This is a genomic window from Vagococcus luciliae (genome assembly GCF_024637875.1).
Taxonomy (GTDB): Bacteria; Bacillota; Bacilli; order Lactobacillales; family Vagococcaceae; genus Vagococcus; species Vagococcus luciliae.
Genome location: NZ_CP102451.1, coordinates 937,081 through 951,735 on the forward strand (window position 1 = coordinate 937,081; position 14,655 = coordinate 951,735).

The 14,655-nt window shown below is 36.1% G+C and carries 9 protein-coding genes; 6 read left to right on the forward strand and 3 right to left on the reverse strand.

What is annotated here, in order from left to right:
- Window positions 1-41 precede the first annotated feature (41 nt).
- Together G314FT_RS04835 and G314FT_RS04840 are read left to right on the forward strand one after the other, a co-directional pair.
- On the forward strand, window positions 42-5,798 hold the full coding sequence (locus G314FT_RS04835) for an Ig-like domain-containing protein (RefSeq protein ID WP_257702324.1): 5,757 nt from the start codon (window positions 42-44) through the stop codon (window positions 5,796-5,798).
- Window positions 5,799-6,469: 671 nt separating this feature from the next.
- Entirely contained in the window at window positions 6,470-6,799 is a 330-nt protein-coding gene (locus tag G314FT_RS04840) for a hypothetical protein (protein WP_257702325.1), read from the forward strand.
- Window positions 6,800-6,862: 63 nt separating this feature from the next.
- Here G314FT_RS04840 and rpsD read toward each other — a convergent pair whose 3' ends face one another.
- A complete protein-coding gene (gene rpsD, locus G314FT_RS04845) occupies window positions 6,863-7,474 on the reverse strand; it encodes a 30S ribosomal protein S4 (RefSeq protein ID WP_257702326.1) in 612 nt (203 codons plus the stop codon).
- 381 nt (window positions 7,475-7,855) lie between these two features.
- Between rpsD and G314FT_RS04850 the strand changes: the two genes are divergently transcribed.
- Window positions 7,856-8,650, forward strand: coding sequence for a formate/nitrite transporter family protein (locus G314FT_RS04850; RefSeq protein ID WP_257702327.1), 795 nt, complete (start codon window positions 7,856-7,858; stop codon window positions 8,648-8,650).
- A gap of 41 nt (window positions 8,651-8,691) precedes the next feature.
- Here G314FT_RS04850 and def read toward each other — a convergent pair whose 3' ends face one another.
- Window positions 8,692-9,255, reverse strand: a complete 564-nt coding sequence (def, locus tag G314FT_RS04855; RefSeq protein WP_257702328.1) for a peptide deformylase — start codon at window positions 9,253-9,255, stop codon at window positions 8,692-8,694.
- Window positions 9,256-9,482: 227 nt separating this feature from the next.
- Between def and gndA the strand changes: the two genes are divergently transcribed.
- The 3 genes from gndA (at window position 9,483) to pnp (ending at window position 13,649) form a co-directional block, all read left to right on the forward strand.
- Complete coding sequence (gene gndA, locus G314FT_RS04860; protein WP_257702329.1) at window positions 9,483-10,904, forward strand: NADP-dependent phosphogluconate dehydrogenase; 1,422 nt, start codon at window positions 9,483-9,485, stop codon at window positions 10,902-10,904.
- A 153-nt stretch (window positions 10,905-11,057) separates the two neighbouring features.
- A complete protein-coding gene (rpsO, locus tag G314FT_RS04865) occupies window positions 11,058-11,327 on the forward strand; it encodes a 30S ribosomal protein S15 (protein WP_071457431.1) in 270 nt (89 codons plus the stop codon).
- A 177-nt stretch (window positions 11,328-11,504) separates the two neighbouring features.
- On the forward strand, window positions 11,505-13,649 hold the full coding sequence (gene pnp / locus G314FT_RS04870; protein WP_257702330.1) for a polyribonucleotide nucleotidyltransferase: 2,145 nt from the start codon (window positions 11,505-11,507) through the stop codon (window positions 13,647-13,649).
- Between the two features lie 48 nt (window positions 13,650-13,697).
- Here the strand turns inward: pnp and treR are convergent, their stop codons facing one another.
- Entirely contained in the window at window positions 13,698-14,420 is a 723-nt protein-coding gene (treR, locus tag G314FT_RS04875) for a trehalose operon repressor (RefSeq protein ID WP_257702331.1), read from the reverse strand.
- Window positions 14,421-14,655 lie beyond the last annotated feature (235 nt).

A 14,655-nucleotide genomic window follows, 5' to 3' on the forward strand; every position in this document is an offset into this window, starting at 1 on the left:
AATCGGTTTCTCTAAATACTAATAAAAATGCTGGGGTTTCTGTGCTACCTAATACCGATTTTGAAACGTTAGAAAATTGGATACACCGTAATCGAAATGGTTCGGGTCCTTACAGTGATGTTAGAAAATTTAAAGAAGCAGATCAAGATGGGTTTTATAGAGGAATTGATGAAAAAAATAAAGAAATGAATGTTGGTTATAGACCTAATAAGGATGGAAGTATTAGTATAAAGCATTATAATACGAGTAATATTTATACGTATAGTTTAATGTCTTTGAGTTCTCCTTTAGTAGAAGGAAACAGATATAAAATGATTTTTAGTACAAATTATCCTACTTCAAATAAAAATGTTAAAGTCAAATTTAGAATTGCAGAAGAAAGTAAAGTTTTAGATACCAAATATGGTGGTTTTAAGATAAAAGTAGATGGAAAAGGTGTATCATATACAGATGATTGGATTACGCCCAAAAATGGATTACATGAACTTGAATTTACTAGCAAAACTAATGAGAGTGTTTATATTGAAATTAGAACTAATGCTGCTTCAAGTGGTACAATAGACTTTTCAAATATAAGTTTTGTAGATATCACTCCACCAGGAAATCCTATTCTTAATCCTATAGAGGTTAATGATACAAAGATTACAGGAAAAGTATCTCAAAGTGATATGGAGCAAGGTGGGAGAACTGTTCTAGCGGGTGACATAGTAAATATTCTGAAAATAGAATCTGATGGCACAGAAACGCTTTTAGGAACAACTACAGTTAATGAAAATAGCGAGTGGAGTTATTCTCTAGAAAATCCAGCTAAATCTAATCAAGTATATAAAGTATATATTACTAATCCTAATTCTAAGATTGATAGTGAGAGTGTAACAAAACAAGTACCTTTTTCAGCGGACTCACACAAACCAGAGCTTAACCAACCTACTGAAGGTGACGAGTCAATCACAGGTAAAGGTCAACCAGGTGATAAGATTGTCATTACTGACAAAGATGGTAATGTGATCGGTGAAGGTAACGTGGGAGAAGACGGTAAGTTTGAAATTACTCCAACTCGCCCATTAGTACCAGGTGAGACAATCACAGCGACACCAAATACAGATGGCAAAGAAGGCACACCAAGTGACACAACAGTAGCTGAAAAACCATTTGACAAAGACTCACACAAACCAGAGCTTAACCAACCTACTGAAGGCGATCAAGTGGTAACCGGTACAGGGACACCAGGAGACGATATTAAGTTAACGGATAAAGATGGTAATGTGATCGGTGAAGGTAACGTGGGAGAAGACGGTAAGTTTGAAATTACCCCAACTCGCCCATTAGTACCAGGTGAGACAATCACAGCGACACCAAATACAGATGGCAAAGAAGGCACACCAAGTGACACAACAGTGGCTGAAAAACCATTTGACCAAGATGCACATAAATCAGAGGTTAACCAACCAACAGAAGGCGACGAGTCAATCACAGGTAAAGGTCAACCAGGTGACAAGATTGTCATCACAGATAAAGATGGTAACGTGATTGGTGAAGGAGAAGTGGGAGAAGATGGTAACTTCAATATCAAACCCGAACGTCCATTAGTACCAGGAGAAACAATCACAGCGACACCAAATACAGATGGCAAAGAAGGCACACCAAGTGACACAACAGTGGCTGAAAAACCATTTGACCAAGATGCACATAAACCAGAGGTTAACCAACCAACAGAAGGCGACGAGTCAATCACAGGTAAAGGTCAACCAGGTGACAAGATTGTCATCACAGACAAAGATGGTAACGTGATTGGTGAAGGAGAAGTGGGAGAAGATGGTAACTTCAATATCAAACCCGAACGTCCATTAGTACCAGGAGAAACAATCACTGCGACACCAAGTACAGATGGCAAAGAAGGCACACCAAGTGACACAAGAGTGGCTGAAAAACCATTTGACCAAGATGCACATAAACCAGAAATTAACCAACCAACAGAAGGCGACGAGTCAATCACAGGTAAAGGTCAACCAGGTGACAAGATTGTCATCACAGACAAAGATGGTAACGTGATTGGTGAAGGAGAAGTGGGAGAAGATGGTAAGTTTGAAATTACACCAACTCGCCCATTAGTACCAAACGAAGTAATCACTGCGACACCAAGTACAGATGGCAAAGAAGGCACACCAAGTGACACAAGAGTGGCTGAAAAACCATTTGACCAAGATGCACATAAACCAGAGGTTAACCAACCAACAGAAGGCGACGAGTCAATCACAGGTAAAGGTCAACCAGGTGACAAGATTGTCATCACAGACAAAGATGGTAACGTGATTGGTGAAGGAACAGTTGATAAAGATGGTAACTTCAATATCAAACCCGAACGTCCATTAGTACCAAACGAAGTAATCACTGCGACACCAAGTACAGATGGCAAAGAAGGCACACCAAGTGACACAAGAGTGGCTGAAAAACCATTTGACCAAGATGCACATAAACCAGAGGTTAACCAACCAACAGAAGGCGACGAGTCAATCACAGGTAAAGGTCAACCAGGTGACAAGATTGTCATCACAGACAAAGATGGTAACGTGATTGGTGAAGGAGAAGTGGGAGAAGATGGTAACTTCAATATCAAACCCGAACGTCCATTAGTACCAAACGAAGTAATCACTGCGACACCAAGTACAGATGGCAAAGAAGGCACACCAAGTGACACAAGAGTGGCTGAAAAACCATTTGACCAAGATGCACATAAACCAGAGGTTAACCAACCAACAGAAGGCGACGAGTCAATCACAGGTAAAGGTCAACCAGGTGACAAGATTGTCATCACAGACAAAGATGGTAACGTGATTGGTGAAGGAGAAGTGGGAGAAGATGGTAACTTCAATATCAAACCCGAACGTCCATTAGTACCAAACGAAGTAATCACTGCGACACCAAGTACAGATGGCAAAGAAGGCACACCAAGTGACACAACAGTGGCTGAAAAACCATTTGACCAAGATGCACATAAACCAGAGGTTAACCAACCAACAGAAGGCGACGAGTCAATCACAGGTAAAGGTCAACCAGGTGACAAGATTGTCATTACAGACAAAGATGGTAACGTGATTGGTGAAGGAGAAGTGGGAGAAGATGGTAACTTCAATATCAAACCCGAACGTCCATTAGTACCAAACGAAGTAATCACTGCGACACCAAGTACAGATGGCAAAGAAGGCACACCAAGTGACACAACAGTGGCTGAAAAACCATTTGATCAAGATGCACATAAACCAGAGGTTAACCAACCAACAGAAGGCGACGAGTCAATCACAGGTAAAGGTCAACCAGGTGACAAGATTGTCATCACAGACAAAGATGGTAACGTGATTGGTGAAGGAGAAGTGGGAGAAGATGGTAACTTCAATATCAAACCCGAACGTCCATTAGTACCAAACGAAGTAATCACTGCGACACCAAGTACAGATGGCAAAGAAGGCACACCAAGTGACACAACAGTGGCTGAAAAACCATTTGACCAAGATGCACATAAACCAGAGGTTAACCAACCAACAGAAGGCGACGAGTCAATCACAGGTAAAGGTCAACCAGGTGACAAGATTGTCATCACAGACAAAGATGGTAACGTGATTGGTGAAGGAGAAGTGGGAGAAGATGGTAACTTCAATATCAAACCCGAACGTCCATTAGTACCAAACGAAGTAATCACTGCGACACCAAGTACAGATGGCAAAGAAGGCACACCAAGTGACACAACAGTGGCTGAAAAACCATTTGACCAAGATGCACATAAACCAGAGGTTAACCAACCAACAGAAGGCGACGAGTCAATCACAGGTAAAGGTCAACCAGGTGACAAGATTGTCATTACAGACAAAGATGGTAACGTGATTGGTGAAGGAGAAGTGGGAGAAGATGGTAACTTCAATATCAAACCCGAACGTCCATTAGTACCAAACGAAGTAATCACTGCGACACCAAGTACAGATGGCAAAGAAGGCACACCAAGTGACACAACAGTGGCTGAAAAACCATTTGATCAAGATGCACATAAACCAGAGGTTAACCAACCAACAGAAGGCGACGAGTCAATCACAGGTAAAGGTCAACCAGGTGACAAGATTGTCATCACAGACAAAGATGGTAACGTGATTGGTGAAGGAGAAGTGGGAGAAGATGGTAAGTTTGAAATTACGCCAACTCGCCCATTAGTACCAAACGAAGTAATCACTGCGACACCAAGTACAGATGGCAAAGAAGGCACACCAAGTGACACAAGAGTGGCTGAAAAACCATTTGACCAAGATGCACATAAACCAGAGGTTAACCAACCAACAGAAGGCGACGAGTCAATCACAGGTAAAGGTCAACCAGGTGACAAGATTGTCATCACAGACAAAGATGGTAACGTGATTGGTGAAGGAGAAGTGGGAGAAGATGGTAACTTCAATATCAAACCCGAACGTCCATTAGTACCAAACGAAGTAATCACCGCGACACCAAGTACAGATGGCAAAGAAGGCACACCAAGTGACACAACAGTGGCTGAAAAACCATTTGACCAAGATGCACATAAACCAGAGGTTAACCAACCAACAGAAGGCGACGAGTCAATCACAGGTAAAGGTCAACCAGGTGACAAGATTGTCATTACAGACAAAGATGGTAACGTGATTGGTGAAGGAGAAGTGGGAGAAGATGGTAACTTCAATATCAAACCCGAACGTCCATTAGTACCAAACGAAGTAATCACTGCGACACCAAGTACAGATGGCAAAGAAGGCACACTAAGTGACACAACAGTGGCTGAAAAACCATTTGATCAAGATGCACATAAACCAGAGGTTAACCAACCAACAGAAGGCGACGAGTCAATCACAGGTAAAGGTCAACCAGGTGACAAGATTGTCATCACAGACAAAGATGGTAACGTGATTGGTGAAGGAGAAGTGGGAGAAGATGGTAAGTTTGAAATTACGCCAACTCGCCCATTAGTACCAAACGAAGTAATCACTGCGACACCAAGTACAGATGGCAAAGAAGGCACACCAAGTGACACAACAGTGGCTGAAAAACCATTTGATCAAGATGCACATAAACCAGAGGTTAACCAACCAACAGAAGGCGACGAGTCAATCACAGGTAAAGGTCAACCAGGTGACAAGATTGTCATCACAGACAAAGATGGTAACGTGATTGGTGAAGGAGAAGTGGGAGAAGATGGTAAGTTTGAAATTACACCAACTCGCCCATTAGTACCAAACGAAGTAATCACTGCGACACCAAGTACAGATGGCAAAGAAGGCACACCAAGTGACACAAGAGTGGCTGAAAAACCATTTGACCAAGATGCACATAAACCAGAGGTTAACCAACCAACAGAAGGCGACGAGTCAATCACAGGTAAAGGTCAACCAGGTGACAAGATTGTCATTACAGATAAAGATGGCAATGTGATTGGTGAAGGTAAAGTGGGAGAAGACGGAAAGTTTGAAATTACGCCAACTCGCCCATTAGTACCAGGTGAGCTGTTGATTGTTACACCATATACAAATGGTAAGGGTGGAACATCAACGAGTACAGTAGTGAAAAAATTCGATAAAGTTACACCAACTCAACGAGGAAATGGAAATAGTAATATAAATAAGGATACTTTTATTAGGAAAGATATTATACCAAGTATAAAGAATACGAGTAAGAAACAGACATTACCTCAGACAGGTAGTGGGACTTCTTCAGGCTTAATGTCATTAGGAACTATACTTTCAAGCTTATCTGGATTATTTATCTTCAGAAGAAATAGAAAATAAAAAAATATATAGCAAAAAGGAGGAGAAACTTGTTGTAGAAGGAAGTAGCTAAAATTATCAAACATGAGTTAAAAGGTTAATTTAGATATAAATATTTTTATGCTTGACAATTATTTTGTATCGTATTGATAGATTAAAGTGGCTCTTTGCCAAATAGGACGGATGAGTTAAATCCATAAGATGATGAATTTGAGAGTAATCTCAGATTTATCATCTTTTTTAGTTATTTAATTTTTATAAGACCGTTTATCAAGAAAATTCTTATTCTCATGTTGCTGAATGATTTGAATCCATTAGCGGAACTAGATTTTTTATCCTGTCTGTCTAAAAGATGGTGGTCAATACACTAGAAATATATTCTGAAAAGTTAGGATTTGATTATAAAATAGATGTGAATAATATTTATAACATTATGTTTAATCAGTGGATAGTCTTCTTTTTTTAAAAAAAAAGATAGTCAGTACCAGGATACATTAGAAATTACAGATAAAGAAGCAGCCTTTTTACTCTCGCGGATGGAACACTTCCAAATATTTTGCTTATAAGCTAATCCATTCATTAAACACGAGTAATACAAAAAAACGTTGAACCGTTTGTATGATCGTGTTAATCGTTGTAATTCTGTAAAACAATTAAGTCATATTTTGATGATTAGAACTAAGTATGAGCAGATGAGTTATTTAAACATATTAGATGGTAATAAATATCAAGAAGCAGCCCATGGAATTTATGATTTATATTTAAACCATTCATTAGATAGAAAAGTGCGGATGAAGAAAATGGAAAAACTATCTTTTTCAGTTGTGATTCTATTAATCCTTTTTTATAGACGAGATAATCAGATAGAGTGTAACTCTTGGAATGATATAGCGAACGATAATATAGAAGATGAGTTTCTAGAAGTATTGAAAAGTAAGTTTAAAGGATATTCTTTAGAAGAAATGAATCAGATGAACGATGTTTTCCATCAGATAAAACTACCAATGATTGATTTTTATTAATAAATGACAAACAAAAAAAGAGATGGTTTCCATCTCTTTTTTGTATAAAGATAATTGAAAATCTTATAGTAATTTGTTGTAGAATTCAACTACGTAAGATTCGTCAACTTCTTGTGGTAATTCATCACGTTCTGGTAAACGAGTAATGCTTCCTTCTAATTTTTCAGCATCAAAGCTTACAAATGAAGGGCGACCTAAAGTTGATTCAACAGCATCTTTAACGATTGTTAATTCTTTAGATTTTTCACGAATAGAAATAACTTGTCCAACAGACACTTCGTATGAAGGAATGTCAACACGTTTGCCATCTACTAAAACGTGACCGTGGTTAACTAATTGACGTGCTTGACGACGAGTTGTAGCTAAACCTAGACGGTATACAACGTTATCTAAACGTTGTTCTAAAAGGATCATGAAGTTAACACCGTGTTTACCTTCTTTGATTTTTCCAGCTCTCATGAAAAGGTTACGGAATTGACGTTCATTTAAACCATACATATGGCGTAATTTTTGTTTTTCAGTTAATTGCATACCATATTCTGATTTGTTTCTTCTTTGGTTTGGTCCGTGTTGTCCTGGTGCATATGGACGACGAGCCAATTCTTTACCAGTTCCTGATAAAGATACGCCTAAACGACGAGATAATTTCCAACTTGGTCCTGTATAACGAGACATTAAAAAATCCTCCAATATAATTTTATTTGGAGTAAAATAATTTCTTGAAAATATTAATAGACGCTTAGTTTATTCTTCAATCTTCACCTTTGCAGCCGCGGTTACACAATTGAACCCATACAGGCAAACAAACTAATTAACGTGCTACTTATTTTCTAGCTGCATTATTTTACACAAAATCCATTATACTTGATGGCTTTAGAAAAGACAAGAATAAATTAATAGTTTATAAAATTGTTTTTCATTAGAAATTTGACGTATTTTATCCATATTTTTATTAAACTTTTAGTAGATTTGAATGAAATTTTGATATATAGTATCTACTGTAAATAAAAGTTTGTTCAAAAAATAACAATGTTGTTACAGGAAGGAATAAGACAAATGGCACAACAATCGGAATTAATGACAAAATTAGATGCATCCATCGAAAAAAAAGAGGAATTAATTCAAAAACATTTTGGAAAATATGCGATGCGTTCTGTATTAGCGGCGTTATATTTAAGTTTGGGATCGGCTATTGCAATAGGATTAGGATTAAAATTTACTGACCCTGCTATGGGGAAAGTTTTATATGCCATGGCATTTGGTTTGGGGTTAGCATTAATTATATTTTTAAACGCAGAGTTAGGAACATCAAACATGATGTATATGACTGTTGCAACCTATCGAAAAAAATTAGCGCCTAGTAGAGCATTGAAAATATTGCTCGTTTGTGTACTCTTTAATTTGATTGGTGCGTTTGTTATAGCATATCTATTATCTCTTACAGGAGCCTTTAGAGGACTTCCATCAGATAATTTTTTAACTCATTTAGTTGAAGGAAAATTCCAAAAAGGAATAATGCAGACATTAGTTGAAGGTATTTTTGCTAATGTTATTGTCAATTTAGCAGTTCTAATGTCAATGAAGTTAAAAGATGATGTGGGTAGATTGTTTGGTATTATCTTAGTTATTTTTATTTTTACCTTCTTAGGATTTGAACACGTTATCGCCAATTTCATTTATTTTCCATTAGCTTATTTTTCATCAAGTGGAATGATTGCTGGGATGACAGTTGGCGCGGTGGCAACCAATATTATCTTCACTTTTATTGGGAATTTTATTGGTGGAGGGTTAGTCATAGGATTAACTTATGCGTGGTTAAATAAAGATGAGAGCGTTCATTATTTAGATTAAAAATAAAAAAGTTTGTCATACAATTTGTATGACAAACTTTTTTATTGAATAAAGATAACATCCTCAGGTGCATAGTTTGGATGATCTTCATTAATGTGATCATAGAACATAATACCATTTATATGATCAATTTCATGTTGCACAACAATCGCCATATAATTTTTCAAACGAATTTTATGTTGTTCACCAGTCATATCGTAATATGACACAGTAATACGAGCATTTCTGACAACATATCCTGGAACAGGACGATCAACAGATAAACAGCCTTCGCCTTCTTCAAGGGCAGCTTGTTGGACAGAATGACTTAAGATTTTTGGATTATACATGACAGTGCTTAATAGTGGTTCTGGATTTTCCTCTGATTGACCAGGAATTTCTATCGCAATAATGCGTTTTGAAATATTAAGTTGAGGAGCAGCAAGACCAACACCACCACGTAGTTGATACTTTTCGGCAAGTTCTGGATCTTGACTATTTTTAAGAAATTCTTGCATACGTTTTCCTAACTCGATATCCTCCTCAGACAAAGGTAAATCAACCTCTTTAGCCACTTCACGAAGGGTAGGATGCCCTTCACGGATAATATCATCCATTGTAATCATCAATATCCCTTCCTTTCTATCTAATTATAGTACTTTTCATTCTACCATAAAACAAAAATGATTAGAAATAAATTGCTAAAATCTATAATAAATGTTATTTATACTTATTTTATTTTGGTAATAGAATGATGAAAACTTTCATATTTTTCTAATAAAGTAAAACAGATATGTTATTATTCTAAAGGATTTATGTCTAATGAACAAATTAACGGGAGGCTATTTATTAAATGAGTAAGCAGCAGTTTGGCATGGTTGGATTAGGTGTTATGGGAAGAAATTTAGCATTAAATAGTGAAGGAAAAGGATATAGTGTATCAGTCTACAGTCACTTTTATAATGAAACGAAAGAATTCCTTGAGGCTTATCCTGAAAGAAATATTAAAGGGTTTGAATTAATTGAGTCATTTGTTCAATCAATTGAAAAACCTAGAAAAATTATGTTAATGGTAACTGCTGGAGAGATTACAGATAAAATGATAGAACAGTTGTTACCTCATTTAGAAAAAGAGGATATGTTGATTGATGGCGGTAACACACATTATGAAGACACACTTAGACGGAGTCGTTATTTAGAAACATATGGGATTAATTTTATTGGATCAGGTGTGTCTGGTGGAGAAGAAGGAGCACTTAATGGACCGTCACTGATGCCAGGAGGACAACGTGAAGCATATGAGTTAATTAAACCATTATTTGAAGATATTGCAGCAAAAGCACATGATGGCAAATCGTGTGTATCCTATATTGGGCCAGATGGTGCTGGGCATTTTGTTAAAATGGTTCATAATGGGATTGAGTATGGTGATATGCAATTAATTGCCGAAGTGTTTGATATTTTGACAAGAGGGCTTCATCTAAGTATTGAAGAAGTATCAGATATTTTTAGTATGTGGAATGAAGGCGAATTAAATAGCTATTTAATGAGTATTACTTCAGAATTATTGAAACGAAAAGATGACTTAGACACAGAAGATTATATTATCTCTAATATTTTAGATAAAGCAGGAAATAAAGGGACTGGGAAATGGACCAGTCAAAATGCACTAGATTTAGGAGTGCCATTACCATTAGTAACAGAAGCAGTATTTGCTAGATTTATGTCTGCTTTAAAAGAAGAAAGATGTGTCGCAAGTAAGTTGCTGAGTGGACCAACTACAACAATATCGTGTGATAAAAAAGAAATAATTGAAAAAATTAGACAGGCTCTTTATTTTAGTAAAATTATGAGTTATGCTCAAGGATTTTCTCAAATGATGACGGCAAGCAATGACTCTAATTGGCAATTGAACTATGGAGAAATTGCTCAAATTTTTAGAGAAGGATGCATTATCCGTGCACAATTCTTACAAAAAATTACGGATGCTTACACAAAGAATCCAACACTTAAAAATTTAATGTTAGATGATTACTTCTTAGATATTGTGACAAATTATCAAGAGGCAATTCGTGAGGTTGTGTCGTTAGCGATAAAACTTGGTATTCCTGCCCCAACTCTTTCATCAGCTATTGCGTATTATGATTCATATCGCTCAAAAGACTTACCAGCAAACATTATTCAAGCGCAAAGAGATTATTTTGGTGCACATACTTATGAGCGAAAAGATCGAGACGGAATATTTCATTATGATTGGTACAAAAAAGATAAATAAAACGAGAATTAAGTGTATGAAACAGTTGCTTTTATGCTAAAAATCATGTAAAGTACCATTGTGTGATAAATCGTCACATACCTATTACTTGGTACATCGAATCACCAACGATATACTCAGTTTTGGGAAAATAATATAGAAGAGGTGAAAGACATGGCAATTTCAAAAGAACGCAAGAACGAAATCATTAAAGAATACGCACGTCACGAAGGAGATACTGGTTCTCCAGAAGTACAAATCGCTGTTTTAACTGCAGAAATCAATGCATTAAACGAGCATGCACACGTGCATAAAAAAGACCACCATTCATACCGTGGATTAATGAAAAAAGTTGGTCACCGTCGTAACTTATTAGCTTACTTACGTAAAAATGATGTTCAACGTTACCGTGAATTAATCAAACGTTTAGGCTTACGTCGTTAATTAATTTAGCTAAGAATAAGAGGACAAGTGAGGTCGTTTTGATCTCGCTTTTCTTTTAATAAAAAACCGAGGATGAGCTGATTGTCTACTATGCAAATATGAGTTTTCTTAAATTTTTGAGATGATTGATATTTGTTTAGTAGTCTGTTCACCTCGAGTATGTAAAGGAGAAAAACAATGCATAGTGAAAAACGTGTATTTAAAACAACTTGGGGAGGCCGTCCATTATCAGTTGAAATTGGTCAATTAGCCAAACAAGCAAATGGAGCAGTTTTAGTAAGATATGGAGATACAGTTGTATTAAGTGTTGCAGTGGCTTCAAAACAAGCCAAAGATGTTGATTTTTTCCCATTAACAGTTAACTACGAAGAAAAAATGTATGCTGTTGGGAAAGTACCAGGAGGTTTCATTAAACGTGAAGGTCGTCCAAGTGAAGCGGCGACATTGACAGCTCGTTTGATTGATCGTCCAATTCGTCCAATGTTTGCTGAAGGATTTCGTAATGAAGTTCAAATAACTAACACAGTCATGAGTGTGGAACAAGATTGTTCACCTGAAATGGCAGCCATGTTAGGCTCATCTTTAGCTTTATGTGTATCTGATATTCCATTTAATGGTCCAATCGCTGGTGTTGAAGTTGGTTTTGTTGATGGGGAGTATGTGATTAACCCAACTGTTGAACAAGCTGAACAAACAACGATTGAATTATCAGTAGCAGGAACAAAAGATGCGATTAACATGGTTGAAAGTGGTGCAAGAGAAGTGTCTGAAGAAGATATGTTAGGTGCCCTTTTATTTGGTCATGACGAAATCAAACGCTTAGTTGCCTTCCAAGAAGAAATTGCCAAGGAAATTGGCAAAGAAAAAATGGAAATCGACTTATTACAAGTTGATGCTGAGTTAGAAAAAGAAATCAATGATACATATATGCCTCGTATGACACAAGCCATTCAAACAGAAGAAAAATTAGCTCGTGAAGACAACATTTCAGCTTTAAAAGATGAAGTAATCGCTGTTTATGAAGAAAAATTCGCTGAAGACGAAGAATCTGCTAAATGGATGAAAGAAGTACGTCAAATTTTAGAAGACATGGAAAAAAATGAAGTTCGTCGTCTGATTACAGTTGAAAAAGTTCGTCCTGATGGTCGTAAAATTGATGAAATTCGTCCGTTATCATCAGAAGTTGGTATTCTACCACGTGTTCATGGTTCTGGATTATTTACTCGTGGACAAACGCAAGCTTTATCAGTTTGTACATTAGCACCACTTGGCGAACATCAAATTATTGATGGTTTAGGTGTGGAAGAAAGCAAACGATTCATACATCATTATAACTTCCCACAATACTCAGTTGGTTCAACTGGACCAATGAGATCACCAGGTCGTCGTGAAATTGGACATGGTGCATTAGGTGAACGTGCGATGGCACAAGTTATTCCAAATGAACAAGATTTTCCATACATGATTCGTGTCGTTTCAGAAGTATTAGAATCAAATGGTTCTTCTTCTCAAGCAAGTATTTGTGCTGGAATCTTAGCTTTAATGGACGCTGGTGTACCGATTAAAGCACCTGTTGCTGGTATTGCAATGGGACTTGTAATGGATGGAGATAACTACACTATTTTAACAGATATTCAAGGTATGGAAGACCACTTAGGTGACATGGATTTTAAAGTTGCCGGAACAAAAGATGGTATTACAGCCTTACAAATGGATATTAAAATTGAAGGTATTACAGAAGCTATCTTAACAGAAGCTCTAGCTCAAGCGAAAAAAGCACGTATGGAAATTCTAGCTGAATTAACATCAACGATTGCTGAACCTCGTAAAGAGTTAAGTAAATATGCTCCTAAGATTGAAATGATTCAAATCAAACCTGAAAAAATTAAAGATGTTATCGGTAAAGGTGGCGAAACCATCAACAAAATTATCGAAGAAACTGACGTTAAAATTGATATTGATCAAGAAGGTAATGTAAGTATTGCTCATCAAGATCAAGAAAAAATTAATCGTGCGATTGAAATCATTAAAGACTTAGTTCGTGAAGTTGAAGTGGGACAAGTATACTTAGCTAAAGTTGTAAGAATTGAAAAATTCGGTGCTTTTGTTAACTTATTCAAAGGGAAAGATGCCTTAGTGCATATTTCTCAATTCTCGCATGAACGTGTGAATAAAGTAGAAGATGTGGTTAAATTAGGCGATGAAATTCTTGTGAAAGTGACAGAAATTGACCGTCAAGGACGCGTTAATGCTTCACGTAAAGCAATGATTGAAAAACCTAAAGAAGAGAAAAAAGAAGAAACAAAAGAAAAATCTGAATAAAATAAAAAATCACCCATTAGAGTTATCTAGTGGGTGATTTTTTATTCGTTAGATAGTTGAGGGATTTCTTCTAGCAAAGTCATAAAATAAAAATTTGTCCACACGATGTCTGCTGTCTGTATATTGAAATTGTTCTGCATTGGCTAAAAAGACGCGACTTTGAATGGAAACAATATTGGTATCTTGAGGATTTAAATCAAGGTATTGTTTTTCTTCTTGATTTAATTTCACTACGCGAATTTCTTTTTCCGCGAATGAAATTTGTAAATTTAAGTCTTTCTCAATGTATTTATAAATAGAGTCTTCACCGATTTCTTTTGTGAGAGTAGGAATAAATCGACATAAAAGATAGTCCGTATCTAAAATAATTTTTTGTTTATCAATCTCACGAGTTCGAATCATTTTCCATGCTTGCTCTCCTACAGAAAATCCAGTGAGTGATTCAAGTTCTTTGTCAATAATGATTTTTTCTAAGAAAATAACGTTTGTAATACTTTGATAACCATAAGCATTTTGCAATTCTTTATAGCTCGTTAATCCAGATATAGGAAATCTTAACTGTTCTCGTTTTAAAACAAGTGACCCTTTTCCATGTATTTTTTGAATATAACCGTTAGTCATAAGAAGATTTAATGCTTTTCTTATAGTGTCCCTGGATACTTTAAATTGCTTAACGTATTGATTTTCACTAGGTAAATAATCTCCAGGTAAAAATTCTCCTCTTAAAATGCTATTTTCTATTGATTGATAAATGATTTCGTATGCTTTCATTTCATTACCACCTCCCAATTAACTTGTATGAACAACTTTATTAAACAGTATAGAACAAAAAAATAAAAACGTTTTAAAAATGATAAAACTCTAATTAATTGTTATTTATTTTAATAACTTGTTAGTATTAATCTATACAAGTGTCTGTTTTTAATGTGTATATTATATATTATTAGATTTTTTATGACAAAATGATGTGAATTAGAATGATGGAAAATAAATAAAATGTGTTAGC